The following is a 22069-nucleotide window of genomic DNA, read 5'->3' as shown; positions in this document are numbered from 1 at the left end:
AGTAAGAGATATTATTTTGATTCTCAAACAATAAGCAGGCTGTTTATTGCTACACATTAGCTTTGAAAAACAGTCTGCAATTTAGAAATCTACTATGATAAAAAATTGGCCTAATTCTTAGCTAGGAAACTAGAAAGAAATAGACCGATTTTGTATAAGATCAATTTTCACGAGTCGCCTTCACACAAAAGCTTTCTTGTGATTGCTGACTTTATAGCAAGCCCATCACAAGAAAGCTATAAATTGTTGTTGTAAGAATCACGGCTAATGATAGTGCGAAGGTGTAGTTTTGTTTAATAATGACCGATGGAGGCTGATTCATTAACCTTGAGGTCATTAAAAGCTGACCGGAGAAAGGGGACATTTGTGTAGCCGTCGTCCAAGCGATGATAAGTAGCAGTGCCATATATTCAGGACTGACACCGAATTTTTCAGGTGACAATGAGCTCCCAATACCAATTACAATAATAACTGGATGAACGCCTATTTGTCCGAGTGCGATTGCCAGGGTGACAATAATTAGGCTCAAGAAAAAAATAGATCCGAATGAAGCGTCGAACAAAAGGTTGGAAACTATGGATCCAAACGCTGTTTTTGAGATCGCCATACCAAAAAATCCAGCACTGATAAAAACTGCAAGCTCATTTTTGAGACGATTAAATGAAAGCTGCATGTGCTGCGAAACATCGTATAAGTAGTTTTTTATGATTTTTGTAAATACTGCCCAGACTAGCGGCAGAAGTATGGCCAGAAATGAAACGACTGTCAGCATATTCACTTCTAAGAGATAGTCTAGTAAAAACGATAAAGTAATAAGGATCAAACTAAAAAAGAAGAATGGTACAAGTGATTGATGATAGGAATAATTTTTACTTTTAGGTTCATATTCCACGATCGGGTCATCCGGAAAAGAAATACTCCTAAAGGATAACCAGCAAAAGAAGATATAGATAACAGCAAGTATAAATGCATATCCCCCGATATCAAACCACGATAACTCAAATAATACAAGGACCAGCCCGATATTGACAAAATAGGGTGACCAAAGCATGCCAAAGCCAAACCCGCGCATAATATTCAGTGTGATCTTTTTATCGCGATAAGAAGAGAAGCTCTCCGCTGCAATCCGTTTAACAATTGCCATAGAACCGAAGTTTAATAGGATTCCTATTGTTGCTGTTAAGAAATAGCTGAAGCGATAGGGGTGATAAGCTCCTTTTTTTTCCCACGCTTGCACTTTTTCTTTTAATGCAGACAAATATCCAGCAGTAGACATAAACGTTCCAATCAATGGAATCAATAAAAATAAAGATAAAAGATTCGTATTTTTCCCAAATCCTATCATCGATTCATTAAAAGAAATATCTTCCGCATATAAACAAATACTTCCTGCAGCCAATAAAGTAAAAACTATGAACCTGGTGATACGTGATAAATAAAGAAAAGCGCATGCCAGTAAGATCGCACAGAGTAGGCTGTATGTAAGTTCAAGCATTGTACTCGGATAAAAAAGCTCAATTAAATAAAGAATGACTGTTAAATAGCATATAACCCCTAAGAAGCGGGTGAATGGATGACTCTCCATTGCAAAGGTCTCCTTTTCATCAAGACTACCGAAATGTATGGTTATTCATAATCGTGCGTAAAAAATATTGTTGCTACCGTAATATCTTACCATATTAAAGAAAAACATGGGTTTTTATTCAATGTATTGGACATCGTGTCAGACCATTTACTATTAAAAGAACAACAGGACAATAGAATATTATTTTTTCCTTTTCAACCTACTATTGTAAAATAGATCTAGGACCACGTTGAATATGAGGAGGGAAATTTATGTCACAAGCAGCCTATTCTACAATCGTAGAAGAGTTACTAAATAAAACGAAAGAAGAGATTAATCGTTTATTGCCTGTCAACATTATGCTTATTGGGAAAACAGGTGTAGGAAAAAGTACGCTTATTAATAATATTTTTCGAGAAAATTTAGCAGAAACGGGTATTGGACAACCGGTTACGAAGCATCTTAGGAGGATTACGAAGGAGGGCGTCCCTATAACGCTGTACGATACCCGTGGACTTGAGCTTGACCAGGAGATTCAGTCACAAATTCGAGAAGAAATTAATTATAAAATTCATGAATTATATACAGGGAAAGACGAGAAAGACTATATCCATGCCATTTGGTATTGTATCAATGCGAGTTCTAACAGAATTGAAGAATACGAGATTGACATGATCAATCAGTTATCTGAAAAGGCCCCCATTTTTCTTGTACTGACTCAGAGTTTTGGTATAAGTGCTGAAGAGTTTAAAAAAAGTTTGGAAAATATGAATTTGGATGTAAAAGGGATTCAGTTAGTACTGGCTGAGCCATATAAAATTCATGCAGACTATACGATTCCTCCTTACGGTTTAAAGGAATTAGTGGGCCGAACCTATGAGGTGTTACCCCAATCGGTAAAAAAAGCTTTTAACAATGCGCAAAAAGTAGATATTGATAAAAAGGTGAAGGAAGCCCAGTCGTGGTCTGTTGGGTATATCGGAACCTCATTTGGAGCTGGTTTTACACCAATCCCTTTTGCTGATGCAGCTGTTTTGGTTCCCATTCAGGTCGGCATGCTAGCTCATATAACCGCCATTTTTGGGGTGTCAATGGATAGAGCACTCCTTACGAGTCTGATTGGATCAATTGGAGGAACAAGCGGGGCAACTTTTCTTGGTCGTTATATCGTAGCGAACGTTCTTAAGCTCGTTCCAGGTGTTGGAACGGCTCTAGGCGGGTTCATCAGTGGTGCTACAGCGTCAATTATTACAACGGCGCTAGCGTTTGCTTATATCCAAGTCATGGCAATGGTCGCTCACCGTGAATACGAAGGTAAAAGGATAGAAAACGAAGAACTTGCACTTATATTGAAAAACTTATACGAACAAGAATTAACAAAGAAAAAATAAAAGGGTAAGGAGAGCCGAAGTCTTTTTTTATCTTCAAATCACATGATGAAGAAATGGTTTTTTACACATATAGATAAACCCGAATAGAGAGGACGATTTATAAAAAGTCCGCTATTCGGGTTCTGTTCATGTTGTTATTTGACTAGAAAAGGGAAGTCTTGCCGCGTTGATTCCTTTGTTGCCTATGATAATCCTCTGCGTACTTGACTTACGAGCTCGGTTACCTCTGCTCTGCTAATTTTCTCTCTCCCTTTTTCCAGCGCGTCTATTGTACTGTCAGCAAGTGCAAGTGGAATGGAGCAAAAGGCGACTACGGTAGAATTGTTTATATCTTCTATATACTTATGGGCGGAAGCAAGATTTTCTTTCGCATAAGCGAACATGTCATCCATTGTCCAGCCATTTGGGAAGAAGTCGACGCCTCTTTCTAAGTCTTCTTGACGATTGCGCAAGATGTTAACTAGTTGCAGCCCTCTCCCAAATGAAACAGCAAGATCTTTGTCAGAGTCAATATTATCGTACCACTCCCAGATGTCTGAAAGCATGACACCGACAAGTCCAGCGACGTAATAGGTATACTCATCCAAGTCTTGTTTGGATTTAATCTCCCATTCTTTTGTTACCCATTCAGCCATTCCATCAGCCATGATGGCCGTTTTTTCTTTTACTTTTTCAACAATTTCGGAAGGGCATAGGCTGATCCACTCATCGAGTCGTTGTGTTACAGGGGGAAGGATATCCTTGTAAGGCTGAATTAAAGAAAGATAAGCATTATTGTCAAATGGTTTTCTTAAAAGCTCACTAACAGACTTAAGCAAAGCACTCTTTATTTCTGGCTCCACCTCAACATGATCCTCTATCTCATCAATCGCTCTCATGCATAAATACGCAGAAGCGATCGTTTCTTTTAGTCCTGTTTCTAAATAACTGATTGGAATAAAGAAAGTTCGACTTGTCTCCATTAACATGTCCATTGCTTCACTATGGATTATTTTATCTTCATTCATTTTTTGCACGTCTCCTTCCAGGGGAATGAAAGTTATTGCTAAAATATATCGTATTCAGCAGCTAAGGTAAAATCTGTGCCGTTTCTAGACAATAACGTACTTTACATCAAGTTTCTTTTTAAGTATACACAGAAAGAAGTGAATGGAAAACAGTGTACACCTTATAAATGTTAAAAGTATGTACCTGTGATTAATTTTGCGATCCTGCAAAAAGAAAAACCAGAAAAATAAGTAATCTTAGAAGCAATATCTTTCGTGTTAAATAATAAAAACGGTTCGTTATTACGTGTATAGAGAGGGTTTCAAGAGACAATGCGCATGGAACAGTCAAATGATATGTTATGAAATATAACGTTAATTTTATATATTTAATGACTAGATAAAGAATTGTTTTTTATGTTATATTTAATAACATGTAATATGAAGAATGTTTAGAATTCATAGTTTTATGATTAAAAATACTCTAATTAGGAGGATTTAAGTGTTTTTTTAAAATGTATGATATGAAATGCGATTCGGTTACTTTTGCGAAATGAAACATTGCCAGTCTTTGAATAGTTGAAATTGTAGTAGCTTGTATTTCAGCGGTGAGTCTAGCAGCAAACAGAAAATAATAGTAACAAGATAAGAAGGGAGAGTTTCGCAATGGCACAACATCTATTTGAGAGATTGAAAGCTATATATCCAGAAATGGTTGAATTCCGAAGAAATCTTCATATGTACCCTGAACTTTCATTTCATGAGGTGGATACACCAAAAAAAGTAGCAGATTTTCTTATTGAATTAGGGTTAGAGGTAAGAACAGAAGTCGGAGGCAGAGGGGTGGTAGGTTTACTAAAAGGAGGCAAGCCAGGGAAAGTGGTTGCTTTAAGAGCCGATTTTGATGCCCTGCCGATTCAGGATGAAAAAGATGTACCGTATAAATCACGTATACCAGGTGTTATGCATGCATGTGGTCATGATATACATACAGCAGCTTTACTAGGTGTAGCAAAAATCCTAAGTGAAGTAAAAGATACGATAGAAGGCGATGTCGTTTTTATTCATCAGTTTGCAGAAGAAGTGATACCAGGAGGGGCGAAGTCGATGATTGAAGACGGTTGCCTTGACGGAGTGGATGTTATTTATGGCGCTCATGTTTCATCTGTTGACCCACTTGGAGTAGTCGGTATTCGTGAAGGTGCTATGATGGCTGCAGGTGATACCTTCGAAATTGAGATATTTGGCAAGGGTGGGCATGGAGCAACTCCTCATCTGACTGTGGATCCGATTATTATTGGTAGCCAGCTAAATATTAATCTACAGCAAATTGTAAGCAGAAATGTCGATCCAATTAAACCAGCAGTTGTGACTGTGGGTGCATTTAACAGCGGGAGCGGATTTAATGTCATTCCCGATAAGGCGAGAATTATTGGAACTGTACGTACATTCGATGAAGATGTAAGAGATATGATTGAGAAGAAAATTGGAGAATTAACGGAAAGCACATGCAGCGGGTCAGGGGCAACGGCAGATTACCGTTATGTTAGAGGCTATCCTGCAGTAAAAAATAATCCTCGAGAAACTGAGCGAATTAAAAAAGTGGCGGCATCCCTTTTTGGGGAGGAACAAGTAAAAGAAATTGCTCCTCATATGGGCATGGAGGATTTTGCTTACTATGTACAGAAGGTACCTGGTGCATTTTTCTGGGTAGGAGGAGCTGCCCCTGAAAAAATCCCTCAATTTCCACACCATCATCCAAAATTTGATGTTGATGAGCAAGCCATGCTGAATATCGGGAAATTATTTATCTTGGCCGTATTTGATTATCAAGCTGAGCATACATCAAGCAGTAACCATGTGCTTGAAGCTGAGCTGAATTAATTTATGCGATTAATTCAGCTCGATCAGGCTATTTTACACCAATAATAGACTGAATCATCATAATATTCAGCTCTGTTAGTGGATGAAAGGGGAAAATGATTATGAGTGAAGTTATGGAGGTAGCTAACAGTTGGCCGATATGGCTGATTGCTTCTTTTGTTGTATTCATTGTTATATTTCAAGCATTAATTTTTATGAAGATCTCAATAAAGACCGCACCGGAGATAGGGATGACGTCTGCTGAGGTAAAACAATCCCTTCGTACGGGTTTTATCAGTAGTCTTGGGCCATCATTTGGTATTGCTGTTATTGTTGTTTCATTAATTACGGTAATTGGATCGCCAATGACGTTAATGAGAATTGGAATAATCGGTTCAGCAGCAACTGAATTAACAGCAGCTGGTATAGGAGCTAATGCATACGGTGTTGAATTGGGCGGTGATAACTTTACGCTTGAAGCCTTTACAACGGTTGTGTGGACAATGTGTTTAGGCGGAACGGGCTGGCTATTATTCGCTGCTTTATTTACGAAATCACTCGGCAATATTCAAAAAAAAGTTGTAAAAAGAAATGCTAAAACCATGGCAATTGTTTCTACTGCAGCGATGCTGGGTGCCTTCGGTTATCTAACTAGCCAGCAAATGGTGAATAGTTTTAGCCATGCAACAGTAGCCATCGCATCAGGAGTCACGATGATGCTTATTTCATTCATTGCAAATAGAAGGAATATCAGCTGGCTTAAGGAATGGTCTTTAGGCATTGCCTTAATTGTGGGAATGTCGATTGGTTATTTTACAACACTGCTGTAATTATAGAAGAGGAGGGGCTTAGGAATGGCGATGAAAAAAGAAATATTTAATCAGACGTCTATCGAACTTTCACAATCAGCAGAAATGGAAGCTTTTCATAGCAGATCCCATTTTTGGGGACGGTTAACCTTATGGGTGCTAATTGCTGCTTCATTAATGGCTCCTTTGTATTTATCGTTTGTTTTAGGAGCCCATCCTGGCTGGACCCCGATCATCGCAGGACTTGTGGGCTATGCTGCCTTCGTGGGAATTATGTGGGTATTAGAACCGGTTACATACTATCCGACTTTAGGGATATCTGGTACTTATATTGGTTTTTTGACTGGCAACATTGCAAATATGTGTTTGCCGTGTTCAGCAGCTGCTCAAAATGCTGTTGGTGCAGAACCGGGCACAAAAAAAGCTGAAATTTCCGGTACATTGGGAATTGCAATTGCATCATTAACAAATATTATTGTGATTATTTTCGTTGTATTGAGCGGTTCATACATTGTCTCTATATTGCCGGCCCCGGTTGAAACAGCATTAGGATATGTTCTCCCTGCAATATTTGGCGGAGTATTAGGTCAATTTGCTATTAAAGTACCGCTTTATGGCACTATTGCTCTTATTGTAGGTTTAATTATTTTATTTTCACCAATCTTTAGTTTGATACAAATTGTATTATGCGTAGTCATTACCGTAGCGATTGTACTTTATATTGAAAAACTAAAAGCTTCGAAAGAGTAAACGAATCGTTTTACATTGGAAAAATTGTTACTCTTGGGGAAAAAACCTATTTGTATAACTTAAAAGGAACATTTGGAGGGGTTTTATGAAAGTAAACCAAGATCGAATTAAAAAGAGAATGGAAGCATTAGCGCAAATAGGGAAATTTGGTGAAACCGGTGTGAATCGAGTTGCTTTTACTGAGAAGCATAAGGAATCCGTTTTGCTGGTTCAAGAATGGATGAATCAGTTAGGATTAACAACAAAAATTGACCATTTTGGTAATTTGATTGGGAGATTGGAGGGCTCATCAATCGATAAGCCAGTAGTCATGGTTGGCTCTCATTTAGATAGCCAACCAAATGGAGGGAGATTTGATGGGACAATCGGGGTGGTTGGCGCACTTGAAGTTGTCGAATGTATGATAGAAAATCAAGTTTCTACTGACACTCCAATAGAAGTGATTGCATTTTCAGATGAAGAAGGCTGCAGATTCAATAATGGACTTTTCGGATCAAGAGGACTTACCGGTAAGGTCACAGAAGAGGAATGGGAGAGCAAGGATCGTGATGGTGTCACCAAGAGGGAGGCACTGCGCTTATTTGGCTGTGATCCTGATAAAGCAGAGGATTCTGTCTATCCACCTGATAAAATTGCTTGCTTTATCGAGATGCATATCGAGCAGGGACCAGTATTAGAAAAGCAAGACGCATCCATCGGTGTTGTAGAAGGCATCGCCGGTCCGCTATGGGCTACAGTGGAGATTATCGGTGAAGCTGGTCACGCTGGCTCAGTCCCAATGGCTATGCGCAAAGATTCACTTCTGTTTGCTTCGTACGCTATGTCTGAATTTAATCAAATCGTCAGTTCCTATGTAGGAAGTCCATTGGTAGGAACAGTAGGGAATATTGACGTATATCCCAACTCAAGAAATGTCATACCAGAAAAAGTGAGGTTCACCATTGATTTGAGAGATATTGATCTAAAACGCAGAAATGAAGCGTTTGAAAAATTCGAATTTGCTTTATCAAGGCTGGCAGATGAATTTCAATTTGCATATAAAATTGAAATGGACTCAGATCTAGAGCCTAAACTGTGCTCAGACAAACTTATTGATTTATTAGTTGAGGAAGGAAAAGAAATAAATCCTTCCGTGCCAACTCTTATGAGCGGTCCTTTTCATGATGCGCTCATTATGGCGGATTTCTGTAATACGGGCATGATTTTTGTAAGATCAAAGGATGGAAAAAGTCACACACCTGAAGAATATTCGAGAATGGAGGATATTACTGAAGGGGCACAACTGCTTTTACAGGTAACAAACCAATTATGTGCAGCAAAAACTGAACAGGTTTGAATAAGTAAAATCCGGTTCTCAAAAAAAGCATCTAATTGTATATTAGTATGCTTTTTTTTGTGTAAGCGGGATTTTTGAATCCAGTCTTACACAACGTATATGATAATGGGTGATGATTCTTTTTATTGTTAACTTTTCTCTTTAATCATTGTATAGGGATGTACAATTTTCACCATAATAATTCTAAAGTATATTGACATAAAGGTAGATAGGTAGTAAACTATCTTTAATTCAAGATATTTAATATCGAGGAAAAATCTTAGTGATTATGACATATTTGTTTTTCTATTTATAAAATCTATCATTGAAATAGACAAAGGGGAGTGTATTATTCATGGCAGCAACGATATTTACATCACCTAGTTGTACATCATGCAGAAAAGCAAAAGCATGGTTTGAAGAAAATGAGATTCCTTACGTTGAAAGAAATATTTTTTCTCAACCATTAAACGTCAGTGAAATTAAAGAGATTCTTCGAATGACAGAAGATGGAACAGAAGAGATTATTTCAACAAGATCTAAAACATTTCAAGAGCTTGATGTGGAGTTAGATTCATTGCCGCTTCAACAGTTGTATAAATTAATTGAAGAAAATCCTGGTATGCTTCGCCGCCCAATCATGCTTGATGAAAAAAGACTTCAGATTGGTTACAACGAAGAAGAAATTCGCAGCTTTCTTCCGCGAAAAGTACGTACCTATCAGCTTCTTGAAGCTCAGAAAATGGTAATGTAATCAATGAATAGGTTTGCTTCCTTACAATAGGGGCAAACCTTTTTTTATTTTGAAAGCAAGAATTAGGTTTCTTTGATGCTAATTAAGGGAAAAAGAAAATGAATGGACGTAAACTATTGCCAGATAGGTAGAATGTATGAATCCTAGAATTTGTTATTCTAGGCGGCATCAAATTTATCTAATGGAGGGAATGACAATGGAAAACAAGTTTATGAATATGATGATGATGACATCGATGGAAAGAATGATGGTTGAAATGAAGTGCATGAGAATGATGATGAATGATTCAGAAGACATGATGCGGGATATGGATATGGAGCAGATGATGGCTAAAATACAAGAATGTGATGAAATGATGACTTCGATGATGGATATGATGATGAAGCTGAAAGAGAATGCTTAATGATTGAGACCTAGGAAAGACACCTTGGTTTACAAGGTGTCTTTTTCATTTAGCTAGAATTGTAATGTTAATTTTTTCCCGAGTGAATACGACGTCCCAACAGTAAACGCAGATGCTTTAATTTCCAAATCTTTTCTTCTAAAGAACGGTTTTCAGGCTCAATACGTAATTGCTGATAGAGCTCTAGAATTTCTTCGTTAACATTTCTGTATTTGCTCAGAAGTTTATGAAAGACAATGGATTCTTTTTTCCTGTTTCCGCTATGATCAAAATTCTTAAGTTTCTCAATAATTTCATGCTTCCATGATTCATCGTCATTAGCTTTTGCAAAGTTGTACAAATCTAAGTAATCATTTACCTCTAAATACGTTTCGTGATTGTTCATCATAAGCCCCTCTCGATATACGAAAACCCTCTTCCGAAGAAGAGGGTTTTTTGTATAAAAAGACACCTCTTCTTATCTTCCAAAGCTATGCTTTGCTGGAATTAGCACCATACAAAATATGGTTGCTGAGGTTTCATCGGGCCAGTCCCTTCACCTCTCTGGATAAGAAATTTCCGTATTATTATTAATTTATAAATTATTCTAACCAGTTTACTCGGAATTGTCAATAAGTACGTATAAAAGATAATTGTTCATCGAAACTAGGTACACAAAGCGAAGATGTTTTAATCTAAATATACTTAGTAGCGACTCCAAAGAGTTTTCTCTATTTATACACACAAGCTGTTCATTTTATACGCTTTTTTAATTCTTTTAAAGGATAATGCGTCCCTCTCCATTGAATGCCGCCTCGAAGGAATGTCAAAACCGTTGCTCGTGTGATCGCGTATAGAAACAGTAGGACTGAGAGGGGAAACAACAGGATATGCCAGCTTAAGAAAGACGTCATTTTCTTGGTTAAAGGGTAGTAGATGCTGATAATTAATACAATAATGATTGCACTAAGCAGTTGGTTGAATGGATCGCCATGCCATAGGGTGAAGAACGGCAGGAGCTGTGATATGAAAACACCGAAAATGGCAAACAAGACCATACTGTATCGGTAATGAAGTCCGGCGAAGGTGTTTTTTTCAAGACCCTTTACCGCTTCGTGAAGCGATGGATACCATTCCACTTTGAGCAGTGGAAGTGCAGTTGCAAGGCGCTGCTTGAGCCGGTGCTTTTTCACGAGCATACCTAGCTGCAAATCATCGTCAGGGCGCATGCGAATCGCTTGGTGGGTACCGATTATTTTGTAAGTCTTGCGGTCGAGCATGTTGAAGGCACCGATTCCTATTCCGGTTTTACTGTGTTCCCGGTTAGCGGACCAAGGGCGTTTGTAGTAAGAGAAACCAAACAGGAAATAAGCGATAAATCCTTTTAATAGAAAACTCCTTGCTTCCAAGCTTGGTGAAAGCGTTAGGTGATGTAGCTTTTGTCTGGTAAAAAAGGCGACGGCTTTTGTTAGAAGATCAGGTTCGTAATGGACATCAGCATCGGTAAACACAAGCAGGCTGCCTGAGGATTGCATATAGCCGCGGTATAGGGCATGATTTTTCCCGAGCCAGCCTGCAGGAAGATTGTCAATATGAAGAACGTGTATTCTGCTGTCTAGCCGTGCGAGCTTCTCCATAATGATTCCAGTTCCATCTGTAGAGCGGTCGTTTACAAGAATCCATTCAATTGATTGATAGGTTTGCTGGAGCTGTGAACGAATGCTTTTTTCGATTGTATGGGCTTCGTTTCTTGCAGCAACAATGACGCTGATCTTTCCGACGATCGCCGTTGGAGGTTCGTTGTCGAGTGTCGGCAGCTCACGCAATCCTTTCCATGTATCAATCGCGATAACGAGCCAAAATAGAGCCACAAGTAACAAAATTGCCGTCAGCATGATCATCTCGTCCTTTTTATAAGTAGTGAAGGTTGTACAAATTTTTTATGTGAAAGCTGGTTAGATCCCAGAGGCCCTATGCCATGCCGGAATGAGCCGCCTGCGCTTTTCATGGTCTATTTCGGTGACGGCCTGCAAATTTCTCTGACGGCTTGTAAATGCTCACTGCCTGCAAAATTATGGGCCTTCACTTTTCCAGCTCCGACGGATAGTCCCCCGAGGTCATAAGCAACAATGCCCAAGTCAGAAAAAACGTCAACCAGGGCATTGAGTCTTATGCTTGCCGGGACTGAGCAAGACGCCTGCGCTTTTCATGAGATCCAGCTGCAACGCCCAACCTCTCGTGGTCACAAGTCAAGTCGACTTATCGGCAAAGAGCGCCAATTAGTCGCCTCGTCTTGTGATCGTCGCAGCTGAACAACCGCTTTCCGCTTTTCAATATATTTTATTGTTTTGTTCGAATTGTGCACGTAGTTTGCCTGAATGGAGGGTGGCTTCTTTTATGCAGGCTTTGATTGCTTCTTTTACTTGATACTGTTCTAGTTTTTTAATTCCTGCCTCGGTTGTGCCGCCAGGGCTTGTGATGTCTTTTCGCAGCACTGATGGGGGTTTTGGTGTGTTTTGCAGCATTTTAGATGCTCCAGCCAGTGTCTGTAAAATAAAAGGCTTTGCTTCTTCTGCGCTAAGTCCGAGCTCGACAGCAGCCTGTTCCATTGCTTCAACGACATAATAAATATAGGCAGGACCGCTTCCGGCAAGTCCTGTTACTAGGTCTAACTGGTTTTCTCGTACGATGGTGACAGAACCAACAGATGAAAAGATCGAGATCGCTGTTTCCTTTTGATGCTCTGTAATGTACTCGTTAAATGAAAGACCTGTTGCTGATTCTTGAATTGTTGCCGATGTGTTTGGCATAGCTCTGGCCACTGCGATCTTTTCTCCCAGCATCCCATTGATTAATTCGAGTGACAGTCCAGCTAGAATCGAGATTACAAGCAATTCTTTATTAAGGTATTCTCTCAGTTGAAGCATAGCTTCCGCTGCGTCCTTTGGTTTCATAGCAAGGACGATGATATCTGCATGTGCAAATATGTTTTTGCGATCGTAGCTGGTTTCTACGTTATAGTTTTTTTTCATATAGGCTAATCGCTGGGAGTCTGAATGGTTTGTCACCCATACATCAAGGTGTTTGAGACGCGGAGCCTGAACGATTCCTTGTATCATTGCTTCTGCCATTGATCCTGCTCCCACAAAGACCATTTTCATGTTATTTCCCCCTTTTTGATCATAAAAAAACCCTTTTCATCCCGTAAAAGGACGAAAGGGTTGCTTCCGTGGTACCACCTTGATTTGCTTGATCTGATTTGATCAGCACGCTTTATTGTCCCATAACGCGGGTAACGGGCAGGTTTTCCTGCCGCTCGAAGGTAGGTTCTATGAAGAGGATAACGGCAAAGTCTTTCAGCCTTTGAACTTCGCTCTCTTTCGCTGCTCTGTCATATACTTGTCCTTGTCAACACGATCACAATTGTTTAATTACAAGTGATTATGCGGATCGTTTTGGATAATGTCAAGACTTTTTGTGATTTGCCATCGACATTCTATGAAAAAAAAGCTACACTTAATAGAAAATGAATGATTGTTCATTTTGTAAGGAGGCAACAGAATGATTCAATGGCATAATGGAATTGCACAACTGACGATTCCAACACCTTTTGCGGTAGGGGATGTACATATCTATTTAATTAAAGGGGAGAGGCTAACGCTTGTTGATACCGGACCGAAGACAGAGGAAGCGTGGAGATCCTTGCTAGATCAACTGAACGAGCTAGAGCTTACCCCAACCGATATTGAGCAGATCGTATTAACGCATCATCATCCTGATCATGCTGGGTTAATTGAGTGCTTTGATCAAGCTACTGTATGGGGAGCAAAAGAAACCAATCGCTGGTTAACGCGCGAAAGCTCTTTTATGCAGGATCACGACCAATTTTATCGATCGCTTTTTCAGCAGGTAGGGCTGCCTTCTTCTTATTTTATCCTTATTGATAAAATGAAAGTGCCGCTAAGTATGCTGGGACTTCGAGGATTAGACGGTGTTTTAGCTGATCAGGATGGGCTTCCTGGGGAAAAGGGCTGGACGGTTATTGAAACGCCAGGGCATGCGCAAGGGCATATCTCTTTACTGCGTGAAAGTGATGGGATTCTCATTGGAGGGGATGTTCTGTTGGATAAGGTTTCGTCCAATCCGCTGGTCGAACCTCCACATGCTGAGGGTGAAGCACGGCCGCTTTCTCAACTGCAATATAACGCTTCACTTGAAAGGCTGTTAACGCTGCCGATTACAACGGTATTGCCGGGGCACGGTCCTCTCGTCACCGATTCGCACGGGCTCATTCAAGAACGTCTTAAAAAGCAGCATGACCGGGCCATGCATGTTAAAGAGTTGCTTGCAGAGAAAGAAATGACGGCATTTGACCTGTGTGTATTGCTTTTTCCTGCAGTTTATAAAGAACAGCTTGGCCTTACATTGTCCGAAACGGTGGCTCAGCTTGATTATTTACTTGAGCGAAAAGAAATTGAAGAGATAAAGCAAACGGACGGTTCGATTGTGTACCGGGCGCTTCATATAACAAAGGGGCACGTTTATGAGTAAAGATTTAACAGGTAAAATAATATTGATTACAGGTGCTTCAAGCGGTCTTGGCGGTGAAATTGCCAAACAGTGTGCAATGCGGGGAGCATCTGTTATTTTAGTAGGGAGAAATGAAGAACGGCTTGAAGACGTGGCTAAACAATGTCGTGCGTTTCATGGGGAAAAGGTGTGGACATATGTACGTGATCTATCCCAGGTAGAAGAGATTCCTGTACTCATCCAGCAAATTGAGAAGGAGTCAGGAGGAGTCGACGTGTTAATTAATAATGCAGGCTTTGGTTTATTCGAAACGCTGGTTAACACACCACCTTCTGTGACGAAGGAAATGTTTCAAGTAAACGTGTTGGCGCTTATTGCTTTAACACAAGCCGTGCTGCCGACGATGAAGCAGCGTGGAGGAGGACATATAGTGAATGTGGCTTCACAGGCAGGTAAGCTTGCTACGCCAAAATCGAGTATTTATGCGGCAACAAAGCATGCTGTTATTGGATTTTCAAACAGCTTGCGCATGGAAGTAGCATCGGATCGAATTGCAGTCACGACCATTAACCCAGGACCGATCAACACTTCTTTTTTCGATCAAGCTGATCAGTCAGGAACATATGCCCGCTCTATTCAACGCATGATGCTGAATCCGGAAAAGGTAGCTGAAAAAACGGTCGATATTTTGTTCACAAATAGAAGAGAAGTGAATCTCCCATGGTGGATGAATGCGGGAAGCAAGCTGCATGCTCTTTTTCCTACACTTGTTGAAACAGTTGGAAAAAAGGGATTTAACCAAAAATAAATGCATAAGCTAAAGGACAGATTAGTGCGTGGATGCGCCACTTAACCTGTCCTTTTCTATCATTTATTTAATTTTCATTTGTCACGTAGCTATAGATGATATCGTGCAGCCAATCGTCCATCGTTCCGTCTGCTTTAGTTTGGTAACGATCGCTTACCTGCGCAACAAGCCTTTTTATATCCTGTTCAGACAGCGGCTGCTCCTCAAGAGTTCTTCCGTATTGCTTGAATACTCGAGTCAATTGTTTTTCAATCCATTTTTGTTCCATTTCAGTCCCTCATTTTAAATTATAAGAAAGTGTATTTTGTGGCAGCTGTACTAGTCAGTTTAGGGTATGATGACAATTAGTCTGCTCGTCTTGTGCTTGTCGGGGCTAAACGGGCGTTTCCGCTTTTCTAATTATAATGGATCCCTTTGTTTCCACCAAGTCCCACTTGTTTATTTAGATAAACGCTGATAATATAAGAACAAATGTTCGGGTGGTGAGAAATGTGCTGGATTATAGCGGGATGCCCAATCATCAAATTCTTTGTGTGGATATACGGAGCTTTTATGCAAGCTGCACAGCGGTGATGATGGGGAGAGATCCATTAACGAGCAGAATCGCCATTGTGGGTGACAAGAATCAAAAAGGCAGTGTGGTATTAGCTGCTTCACCACGTCTGAAAAAGGAATTTGGCATTCGAACAGGATCGAGGTTGCATGAGCTTCCAACCGATGTGCGTATTGAGCTCATTGAGCCTGATATGAAGCAATATTTACGCATTTCCACTGAAATCACCAAGCTGTTTCATCGCTATGTGCCAAAGGAATCTATTCATATTTACAGCGTTGACGAAAGTTTTTTAAAGATAGATGGCACAGCTGGACTGTGGGGAGATGCCTGGGAAGTGGCGAGACACATCACAGATGACATGATGAGAGAATTTCAGCTTCCATGTGCAATTGGAATTGGTCCAAATATGCTGATGTCAAAGCTTGCCTTAGACATTGAAGCAAAACGGTACGGAGTTGCAGAGTGGACCTATCAGGATGTTGAAACAAAGCTATGGCCGATTTCCCCTCTTTCTGCCATGTGGGGAATCGGAAGAAGAGTGGAAAAGCGATTGAATCGTATGGGGATCTTCTCGGTAGGAGATTTGGCGAATCATCGCCTTGACCGTCTTGAAGCGGAATTTGGTGTGATGGGAAATCAATTGTACTATCATGCGCACGGAATTGACTTATCTGAGCTCGGTGCACCAATTATGGACGGTCAAATTAGCTTTGGAAGAAGTCAAATTCTGCTTCGAGATTATACGGAGCTTACAGAGATTCAGCATGTTGTGCTGGAAATGTGTGAAGAGGTGGCACGCAGAACGCGAAGACAGCGCTTAGCAGGGCGTACGCTCCACCTTGGAATTGGCTACAGCCACCGTGCAACGGCAGCCTCCTTCCACCGGTCTCGTTCTTTGACAGAGCCAACGGCCATTACGATGGAACTGTATCAGATTTGTTTAGAATTATTAAAGGAAAATCTTCAGCTGCAGCCAGTGCGGAAAATTTCGATTTCGCTAACGAATCTTGTACCCGACAGGTCGCTCCAACTTGATTTATTTAATATAAACCGTGAACGGCGGCACCGGCTTGGCTACGTAATGGATGATGTGCGGGAGCGATATGGCTCTGCTTCTTTATTAAGAGGTGTGTCTTATACGAAAGCAGGTACGGCGAGAAGAAGGGCAACATTAATTGGCGGTCATAAATCAGGAGAAAGAGAAGGTACAGATTATGCTAAGGGATAGAGGAACCATAAAATGGACATCTATGATGCTGCCAGAGCATGTAAAAATGATTAAGGACTGGGCCGAACGTGACCGGTTTGAGCAACAAGAAGAGGTGGATGAGCAGAGCATAGAAGAGTGGAATAATACAATTAAAACAGCTATTGCAGAGAAGAGGCTCGTGAGAATCGTTCATCACGACGGGCGGATCTACGTGGAAAATAGCGGTCTGATCGCATCGGTTGATCGTATGACGCAGTCACTGCGGCTTCAAGATGGGAGAGGAAAGCGATTGGTTATTGAATTTACTGCGATAAAAGCCATTGAGTGTGTTTGATCCGACTGCTTAAGCTCTCAGTTAAAGCGGGTTGAGAGCAGGCAGCGAAGAGGATTAGTCCTCTATGATTCGTTTAAACCGGTTTCAGCGCGCACACAGGATTCGAATTTTCCTTTATGAGCAGTATCACAAAATGGCATATTTTGTGAAAGTCCGCAGCGGCACAACGAAAACGCTGGTTTTGTCGGAAATTTGTTCCCGTCCATGTCGACTAGCTCAACATCTCCCGTTACACGGAATGAACCATTATCCATCACTTTAATTTGTACTTTCTCCATTTCAAAGCCTCCTTTACAATACCTCTGCCACGTATATGATGATCCTACTGGAAACGTCCCTAAAAAGCAAGATACTAGAGAGGAGAAATGCAGACATGCTATACTGTGCATATAAAGGGGGCTGATGAAGATGAATATTACAATCACAGCAGCTGCAGCAGAAAAAATCCGTTCTCAACAAAACCGTGAAAATGGATATTTAAAATTAAAATATGATACAGAAGGAACGGGCTGTGTCATGAACGGTGTACCAATTTTATGGTATGTGGATGAGCCTGTTGAAGGAGAAGATCTTTTTATAGAAACGAATGAAATGCCGATCTTGGTTGAAAAATCAAAAATGGTTTTTTACGATAAAGAAATCAAAATCGATTATTCGACACAGGCTGGTATGTATCAGCTCAGAAGCCCGGGCCAAACGATAAATGGAAGAATGGCTTTTCGCAATAAGTAAAAATGCTGCAACAAGTAAGTCCGCTGCTATCATGTGAGCAGCGGACTTACTTGTTGTATGGTACATCGATTTTTTCATTTTCCACTACCATGCCAGGCTCCAATAATCCATTTTCCTCCAAAAAATCACTAATCAATTGACTGTATTCCTCTTGATTGGCGGTATAAGATTGCGCATGATCACCATTTGGTGCGATAAACAGCTTCTTAGACCCTTTTTTTCGTTCAAATAAGGCTTCTGTCATATGAGACGGAATAAAGCCATCATTTTCACTGTGAATAAAAAGCACAGGCTTATTAATATGTTCAACCGCTTCAATTGGAGCAATGGACTGGAGCCTATAACCATCACGCAGCCGGATAAAAAAGTTTGCGAGTGAAATAGCCAGCTTAGAAGAGCGAGGCAGCTCTCGTCCTTTCTGCATCATGTAGGCGAGCTGCTCGCTAAAATCAGAAAATGGACAATCAGCAATGTAAAAGTCTGCTCGATCTTCTACAGAACCAGCATATAAGAGCGCTGTAGCAGCGCCCATCGATTCTCCATGTATGCCAAACCGTACATTGTTTCCTTCACGTTCTAGTAAAGCATCAACGACCGCTTTTAAATCGAATTTTTCATAAAATCCATAGCTGGTTGTTTTCCCACCGGATTCACCATGACGGCGATGGTCGAAAATGACAGCGTTAAAGCCTTTTTCTAAAAAAAGGTTCATATATTTAACGGAATTGATTTTGTTTTCCGTTACGCCGTGACAAAAAATGACGTATTTCTTTGTCGGATAGGGATGAATGAATACTGCTTTAATTTGATAGCCGCTAGGAGAGTGGATCCAAACCTCCTCTTTCGGAAGCTGGTCATATCGATCTGGAACAAGGCGCTTTGCGTTAATTTCTCTCTCCAAAATTAATGCATCCTCTTTTTTTACCATGTACATAATTCGATTAGATATATAAACACCTAATCCTGCCGCTGTTGCACACAAAATCCCTGCAACGCCTCCAGCAACCGTTAGTCCTCTATTTCTCATTGGCTCACCTCGATCATGGTGTTCATCATTCATATATAAATAGTAGCAGGAGAAGGAAGAAAACAAGAGGCAAAAGTATCGGACAATATGCTAACTCATATAAGATGAATGATTTGTTCTTGCTGTATAGTATCCACTTGTAAACGATCTTGATACATACGGTTTAATAATATCAATCGCAGCAACAAGTGAATCGAGTTGAATCCCAGTATCAATCCCCATTTCGTGAAGCATATACACCACATCTTCTGTTGCCACATTTCCGCTAGCTCCAGGAGCAAATGGGCAGCCGCCCAATCCTCCAACAGAACTGTCAAAGCGATCAACGCCTGCAAGCAGTGCAGCGTAAATATTAGCAAGCGCCATTTTTCTCGTATCATGAAAATGAGCGGTTAAAAGACCGTTCGAAAGCTGCTCTTTTAGCATGGTAAATAATTCATACGTTTCTTTTGGTGTAGCCATGCCGATAGTATCCGCAATGCTCAATTCATCAATACCGGAGTATACAAATTGTTTACAAAGAGCCAGTGTTTTCAGGGAATCTATTTTTCCTTCATATGGACAGTGAAAAGCGGTGGAAATACAGGCTCGAACAAAAATTCCCTTTGATTTTAACTCTTCAATGATTGGAAGAAGCTCCTGCATCGCTTCTTCGGTTGAACGATTGATATTATGCTGGTTAAAGGAGGAACTGACACCGATAAAAACGGCCACTGCTTGAGCGCCGGCTGTTAAAGCATCAGCAATTCCACGTTTGTTTGGCGTAAGAACAATGGATTTGAGAGAGGGAGGAATGGCTTTTAAAATTTCATTGGCATCTTTCATTTGCGGGACCCGCTTTGGTGATACAAACGAAGCGATTTCTATGTCTTTTATACCAGAAGCTGAAAGTTGATGAATAAATTCAAGTTTCTTGTCAGTTGGTACAAATAAAGATTCATTTTGCAGTCCATCTCTTGGACCTACTTCAATAATAGTTACCTTTTTAGGCAAATGCATAGTGCTCTCCCCTTTACTGATTTTTAAGGTTATAGATAGTGATAAAAATATTTCACACTTAACGATAATTTTGCATATAAACAATCTTTTACAGAGAAAAAGAAGGGATTAAAGCGCTTTCATAGAATCTGTCTATGAGAAGCTTATAAAGGAGGCAAAGATATGTCAAGAGAAGTGGTTATAGTTAGTGCGACGAGAACAGCGATTGGATCGTTTAATGGAACCCTAAAAGATGTAAGTGCTGTATCGCTTGGTGCCGCAGTTATAAAAGAAGCAGTGTCCCGTGCCGGAATAAAGCCTGAACAGATAGATGAAGTGATTATGGGTAATGTACTTCAAGCAGGATTAGGACAAAACCCGGCCCGCCAAGCATCGATCGAAGCGGGAATTCCAGAGCATGTTGCTTCGATGACGATTAATAAAGTGTGTGGCTCTGGGTTAAAAGCTGTACATTTAGCTGCTCAAGCAATTATCGCAGGAGACGCAGAGATTATCATAGCGGGCGGGATGGAAAATATGAGCCAAGCCCCATACTTATTAAAAAATGGACGGGAAGGCTTTAAAATGGGGGATCAAACACTCATTGACAGCATGATCAAAGACGGGTTATGGTGCGCATTTAATAATTATCATATGGGAATTACCGCAGAAAATTTATGCGACCGCTACAAATTAACAAGAGAAGAGCAGGATACGTTCGCCGCCCGAAGTCAGCAAAAGGCTGCTAGAGCGATTAACAGCGGACGATTTGAACAGGAAATTGTTCCGGTCATGGTTCCCCAACGAAGAGCAGAGCCGGTAGCATTTAAAGTCGATGAATATCCCAAAGCGGAGACAACAGCTGATTCACTTGGAAAGCTGCGCCCTACTTTTAAAAAAGATGGTACGGTCACAGCTGGAAACGCATCAGGAATCAATGACGGGGCAGCTGCAATGGTGGTCATGTCAAGAGAAAAGGCCGATGAGCTTGGTATAAAGCCACTCGTTACGATCAGAGGAAATGCAAGTGTGGGTGTTGATCCAAGCATCATGGGAATTGGTCCTGTTCAAGCGGTCCATAAGGCACTGAAAAAGGCTTCTATTACAATGGAGGAGCTTGAACTTATTGAAGCAAATGAGGCGTTTGCAGCCCAATCGTTAGCAGTCGACCGCGAGCTATCTTTTAATAAAGAGCTATTAAACGTGAATGGCGGATCCATCGCATTAGGTCACCCGATTGGAGCAAGCGGAGCACGTATTTTAGTCACACTGATTTATGAAATGGCTAAGCGCGAAGCGAAACTGGGACTGGCTACGCTATGTATAGGTGGAGGTCAAGGCGTGGCGACCGTGGTCGAATTGGTGTAAATGAAAAGGAGGATACGAAATGAAGACAATCTATCAACGCTTTGAAGAGGCTGCGGCTCATGTCAAAGATGGGGCAACCATCATGGTGGGGGGATTTGGACTTTGCGGCATTCCTGAAAACTTAATTCTTGCTCTGCGCGATATTGGTGTAAAGGATTTAACAGTCATTTCGAATAATTGCGGGGTTGACGACTGGGGATTGGGTGTACTTTTACATAATCGGCAAATTCGTAAAATGATCGGCTCCTATGTAGGGGAAAATAAAGAGTTTGAAAGACAGGTTCTTTCAGGAGAACTTGAAGTAGAGCTTGTTCCGCAAGGCACTCTCGCTGAAAGGATTCGTGCTGGCGGTGCGGGCATACCGGCCTTTTTTACTCCGGCAGGCGTGGGTACACTTGTCGCAGAAGGAAAAGAAATTCGCCAATTTAACGGGAAAGAATATGTACTAGAAGAGGCCTTAACTGCAGATGTAAGCTTCGTGCGGGCATGGATGGCTGATAAAATGGGAAATCTCCTTTATCGTAAAACGGCACGTAATTTTAATCCGATGATCGCAGCCGCTGGCAAGGTCACAATCGCAGAAGTTGAAGAGCTGGTGGAAATTGGTCAGCTTGGTCCAAATGAAATTCATACGCCTAGTATTTATGTGCAACATCTAATAGAGGGTAAGCAGCAAAAGAAAATTGAGAGAAGAACGGTTTCAAAGTAACGG

General features: G+C 40.8%; 23 protein-coding genes and 1 riboswitch. Of the genes, 14 read left to right on the top strand and 9 right to left on the bottom strand.

Features of this window, described 5'->3' with window-relative positions; genetic code table 11:
- Positions 1-211: 211 nt before the first annotated feature.
- Positions 212-1585 (bottom strand): hypothetical protein, encoded by a 1374-nt coding sequence (locus tag KP78_RS15090; protein WP_052474861.1) that lies wholly within the window; start codon positions 1583-1585, stop codon positions 212-214.
- A 251-nt stretch (positions 1586-1836) separates the two neighbouring features.
- On the opposite strand from KP78_RS15090, the gene KP78_RS15085 reads away from it, so the two are divergent.
- The gene (locus KP78_RS15085; RefSeq protein WP_041090185.1) at positions 1837-2955 is read left to right on the top strand and encodes a YcjF family protein; all 1119 of its coding nucleotides are present in this window, start codon (positions 1837-1839) and stop codon (positions 2953-2955) included.
- A 182-nt stretch (positions 2956-3137) separates the two neighbouring features.
- Here KP78_RS15085 and KP78_RS15080 read toward each other — a convergent pair whose 3' ends face one another.
- Positions 3138-3962 carry a squalene/phytoene synthase family protein gene (locus KP78_RS15080; protein ID WP_041090184.1) on the bottom strand — a complete coding sequence of 275 codons (825 nt, stop codon included), beginning with the start codon at positions 3960-3962 and terminating at the stop codon, positions 3138-3140.
- 645 nt (positions 3963-4607) lie between these two features.
- On the opposite strand from KP78_RS15080, the gene KP78_RS15075 reads away from it, so the two are divergent.
- From KP78_RS15075 to KP78_RS15050, 6 genes are all read left to right on the top strand, one after another.
- Positions 4608-5825: a M20 metallopeptidase family protein gene (locus tag KP78_RS15075; protein WP_041090183.1), complete on the top strand. Its 1218-nt coding sequence runs from the start codon at positions 4608-4610 to the stop codon at positions 5823-5825.
- A gap of 101 nt (positions 5826-5926) precedes the next feature.
- The gene (locus tag KP78_RS15070; protein WP_041090182.1) at positions 5927-6634 is read left to right on the top strand and encodes a DUF5058 family protein; all 708 of its coding nucleotides are present in this window, start codon (positions 5927-5929) and stop codon (positions 6632-6634) included.
- Between the two features lie 24 nt (positions 6635-6658).
- Positions 6659-7363 carry a hypothetical protein gene (locus tag KP78_RS15065; RefSeq protein WP_041090181.1) on the top strand — a complete coding sequence of 235 codons (705 nt, stop codon included), beginning with the start codon at positions 6659-6661 and terminating at the stop codon, positions 7361-7363.
- A gap of 85 nt (positions 7364-7448) precedes the next feature.
- A complete protein-coding gene (locus tag KP78_RS15060; protein WP_041090180.1) occupies positions 7449-8699 on the top strand; it encodes a Zn-dependent hydrolase in 1251 nt (416 codons plus the stop codon).
- A gap of 334 nt (positions 8700-9033) precedes the next feature.
- Positions 9034-9432, top strand: a complete 399-nt coding sequence (gene spxA / locus KP78_RS15055) for a transcriptional regulator SpxA (protein WP_041090179.1) — start codon at positions 9034-9036, stop codon at positions 9430-9432.
- A gap of 196 nt (positions 9433-9628) precedes the next feature.
- A complete protein-coding gene (locus KP78_RS15050; protein WP_041090178.1) occupies positions 9629-9835 on the top strand; it encodes a hypothetical protein in 207 nt (68 codons plus the stop codon).
- 67 nt (positions 9836-9902) lie between these two features.
- Here KP78_RS15050 and KP78_RS15045 read toward each other — a convergent pair whose 3' ends face one another.
- From KP78_RS15045 to proC, 3 genes are all read right to left on the bottom strand, one after another.
- The gene (locus tag KP78_RS15045) at positions 9903-10223 is read right to left on the bottom strand and encodes a hypothetical protein (RefSeq protein ID WP_235420955.1); all 321 of its coding nucleotides are present in this window, start codon (positions 10221-10223) and stop codon (positions 9903-9905) included.
- 66 nt (positions 10224-10289) lie between these two features.
- Positions 10290-10389: riboswitch (SAM riboswitch) on the bottom strand.
- Positions 10390-10566: 177 nt separating this feature from the next.
- Positions 10567-11709, bottom strand: coding sequence for a glycosyltransferase family 2 protein (locus tag KP78_RS15040; RefSeq protein ID WP_041090177.1), 1143 nt, complete (start codon positions 11707-11709; stop codon positions 10567-10569).
- A gap of 435 nt (positions 11710-12144) precedes the next feature.
- Positions 12145-12975 carry a pyrroline-5-carboxylate reductase gene (proC, locus tag KP78_RS15035; protein WP_041090176.1) on the bottom strand — a complete coding sequence of 277 codons (831 nt, stop codon included), beginning with the start codon at positions 12973-12975 and terminating at the stop codon, positions 12145-12147.
- Positions 12976-13375: 400 nt separating this feature from the next.
- Here proC and KP78_RS15030 point away from each other — a divergent pair, with 400 nt between their 5' ends.
- Both KP78_RS15030 and KP78_RS15025 read left to right on the top strand, forming a co-directional pair.
- Positions 13376-14365: an MBL fold metallo-hydrolase gene (locus KP78_RS15030; RefSeq protein ID WP_041090175.1), complete on the top strand. Its 990-nt coding sequence runs from the start codon at positions 13376-13378 to the stop codon at positions 14363-14365.
- Positions 14358-15152 (top strand): SDR family NAD(P)-dependent oxidoreductase, encoded by a 795-nt coding sequence (locus KP78_RS15025; RefSeq protein ID WP_041090174.1) that lies wholly within the window; start codon positions 14358-14360, stop codon positions 15150-15152. Before KP78_RS15030 ends, KP78_RS15025 begins: the two co-directional genes overlap by 8 nt.
- A 67-nt stretch (positions 15153-15219) precedes the next feature.
- Here KP78_RS15025 and KP78_RS15020 read toward each other — a convergent pair whose 3' ends face one another.
- The gene (locus KP78_RS15020) at positions 15220-15420 is read right to left on the bottom strand and encodes a YqzH family protein (RefSeq protein WP_041090173.1); all 201 of its coding nucleotides are present in this window, start codon (positions 15418-15420) and stop codon (positions 15220-15222) included.
- A 223-nt stretch (positions 15421-15643) separates the two neighbouring features.
- Here KP78_RS15020 and KP78_RS15015 point away from each other — a divergent pair, with 223 nt between their 5' ends.
- Both KP78_RS15015 and KP78_RS15010 read left to right on the top strand, forming a co-directional pair.
- Positions 15644-16936: a Y-family DNA polymerase gene (locus tag KP78_RS15015; RefSeq protein WP_052474859.1), complete on the top strand. Its 1293-nt coding sequence runs from the start codon at positions 15644-15646 to the stop codon at positions 16934-16936.
- The gene (locus KP78_RS15010; protein ID WP_052474858.1) at positions 16923-17252 is read left to right on the top strand and encodes a YolD-like family protein; all 330 of its coding nucleotides are present in this window, start codon (positions 16923-16925) and stop codon (positions 17250-17252) included. The genes KP78_RS15015 and KP78_RS15010 overlap by 14 nt, the downstream gene beginning before the upstream one ends.
- Before the next feature lie 62 nt (positions 17253-17314).
- Here KP78_RS15010 and KP78_RS15005 read toward each other — a convergent pair whose 3' ends face one another.
- Positions 17315-17530: a CDGSH iron-sulfur domain-containing protein gene (locus KP78_RS15005; RefSeq protein WP_041090172.1), complete on the bottom strand. Its 216-nt coding sequence runs from the start codon at positions 17528-17530 to the stop codon at positions 17315-17317.
- A 130-nt stretch (positions 17531-17660) separates the two neighbouring features.
- On the opposite strand from KP78_RS15005, the gene KP78_RS15000 reads away from it, so the two are divergent.
- Positions 17661-17984 carry an iron-sulfur cluster biosynthesis family protein gene (locus KP78_RS15000; protein WP_041090171.1) on the top strand — a complete coding sequence of 108 codons (324 nt, stop codon included), beginning with the start codon at positions 17661-17663 and terminating at the stop codon, positions 17982-17984.
- Positions 17985-18030: 46 nt separating this feature from the next.
- Here KP78_RS15000 and KP78_RS14995 read toward each other — a convergent pair whose 3' ends face one another.
- Together KP78_RS14995 and KP78_RS14990 are read right to left on the bottom strand one after the other, a co-directional pair.
- On the bottom strand, positions 18031-19011 hold the full coding sequence (locus tag KP78_RS14995; RefSeq protein WP_052474857.1) for an alpha/beta hydrolase: 981 nt from the start codon (positions 19009-19011) through the stop codon (positions 18031-18033).
- 90 nt (positions 19012-19101) lie between these two features.
- Entirely contained in the window at positions 19102-20010 is a 909-nt protein-coding gene (locus KP78_RS14990; protein WP_041090170.1) for a hydroxymethylglutaryl-CoA lyase, read from the bottom strand.
- A gap of 162 nt (positions 20011-20172) precedes the next feature.
- Here KP78_RS14990 and KP78_RS14985 point away from each other — a divergent pair, with 162 nt between their 5' ends.
- Together KP78_RS14985 and KP78_RS14980 are read left to right on the top strand one after the other, a co-directional pair.
- Positions 20173-21357 (top strand): acetyl-CoA C-acetyltransferase, encoded by a 1185-nt coding sequence (locus tag KP78_RS14985; RefSeq protein ID WP_041090169.1) that lies wholly within the window; start codon positions 20173-20175, stop codon positions 21355-21357.
- Between the two features lie 19 nt (positions 21358-21376).
- A complete protein-coding gene (locus KP78_RS14980; protein ID WP_041090168.1) occupies positions 21377-22066 on the top strand; it encodes a CoA transferase subunit A in 690 nt (229 codons plus the stop codon).
- The last annotated feature ends 3 nt before the right edge of the window (positions 22067-22069 follow it).

This window comes from Jeotgalibacillus soli, assembly GCF_000829435.1.
Taxonomy (GTDB): domain Bacteria; phylum Bacillota; class Bacilli; order Bacillales; family Jeotgalibacillaceae; genus Jeotgalibacillus; species Jeotgalibacillus soli.
The sequence above is the reverse complement of the archived record's forward strand: the minus strand, read 5'-3'. Positions and strand labels throughout refer to the sequence as shown.

Bases quoted from the DNA above. Each gene is read 5' to 3' on its own strand.
- KP78_RS15090 (WP_052474861.1), bottom strand. From the start codon at position 1,585: ATGGAGAGTCATCCATTCACCCGCTTCTTAGGGGTTATATGCTATTTA.
- KP78_RS15085 (WP_041090185.1), top strand. From the start codon at position 1,837: ATGTCACAAGCAGCCTATTCTACAATCGTAGAAGAGTTACTAAATAAA.
- KP78_RS15080 (WP_041090184.1), bottom strand. From the start codon at position 3,962: ATGAATGAAGATAAAATAATCCATAGTGAAGCAATGGACATGTTAATG.
- KP78_RS15075 (WP_041090183.1), top strand. From the start codon at position 4,608: ATGGCACAACATCTATTTGAGAGATTGAAAGCTATATATCCAGAAATG.
- KP78_RS15070 (WP_041090182.1), top strand. From the start codon at position 5,927: ATGAGTGAAGTTATGGAGGTAGCTAACAGTTGGCCGATATGGCTGATT.
- KP78_RS15065 (WP_041090181.1), top strand. From the start codon at position 6,659: ATGGCGATGAAAAAAGAAATATTTAATCAGACGTCTATCGAACTTTCA.
- KP78_RS15060 (WP_041090180.1), top strand. From the start codon at position 7,449: ATGAAAGTAAACCAAGATCGAATTAAAAAGAGAATGGAAGCATTAGCG.
- spxA (WP_041090179.1), top strand. From the start codon at position 9,034: ATGGCAGCAACGATATTTACATCACCTAGTTGTACATCATGCAGAAAA.
- KP78_RS15050 (WP_041090178.1), top strand. From the start codon at position 9,629: ATGGAAAACAAGTTTATGAATATGATGATGATGACATCGATGGAAAGA.
- KP78_RS15045 (WP_235420955.1), bottom strand. From the start codon at position 10,223: ATGATGAACAATCACGAAACGTATTTAGAGGTAAATGATTACTTAGAT.
- KP78_RS15040 (WP_041090177.1), bottom strand. From the start codon at position 11,709: ATGCTGACGGCAATTTTGTTACTTGTGGCTCTATTTTGGCTCGTTATC.
- proC (WP_041090176.1), bottom strand. From the start codon at position 12,975: ATGAAAATGGTCTTTGTGGGAGCAGGATCAATGGCAGAAGCAATGATA.
- KP78_RS15030 (WP_041090175.1), top strand. From the start codon at position 13,376: ATGATTCAATGGCATAATGGAATTGCACAACTGACGATTCCAACACCT.
- KP78_RS15025 (WP_041090174.1), top strand. From the start codon at position 14,358: ATGAGTAAAGATTTAACAGGTAAAATAATATTGATTACAGGTGCTTCA.
- KP78_RS15020 (WP_041090173.1), bottom strand. From the start codon at position 15,420: ATGGAACAAAAATGGATTGAAAAACAATTGACTCGAGTATTCAAGCAA.
- KP78_RS15010 (WP_052474858.1), top strand. From the start codon at position 16,923: ATGCTAAGGGATAGAGGAACCATAAAATGGACATCTATGATGCTGCCA.
- KP78_RS15005 (WP_041090172.1), bottom strand. From the start codon at position 17,530: ATGGAGAAAGTACAAATTAAAGTGATGGATAATGGTTCATTCCGTGTA.
- KP78_RS15000 (WP_041090171.1), top strand. From the start codon at position 17,661: ATGAATATTACAATCACAGCAGCTGCAGCAGAAAAAATCCGTTCTCAA.
- KP78_RS14995 (WP_052474857.1), bottom strand. From the start codon at position 19,011: ATGAGAAATAGAGGACTAACGGTTGCTGGAGGCGTTGCAGGGATTTTG.
- KP78_RS14990 (WP_041090170.1), bottom strand. From the start codon at position 20,010: ATGCATTTGCCTAAAAAGGTAACTATTATTGAAGTAGGTCCAAGAGAT.
- KP78_RS14985 (WP_041090169.1), top strand. From the start codon at position 20,173: ATGTCAAGAGAAGTGGTTATAGTTAGTGCGACGAGAACAGCGATTGGA.
- KP78_RS14980 (WP_041090168.1), top strand. From the start codon at position 21,377: ATGAAGACAATCTATCAACGCTTTGAAGAGGCTGCGGCTCATGTCAAA.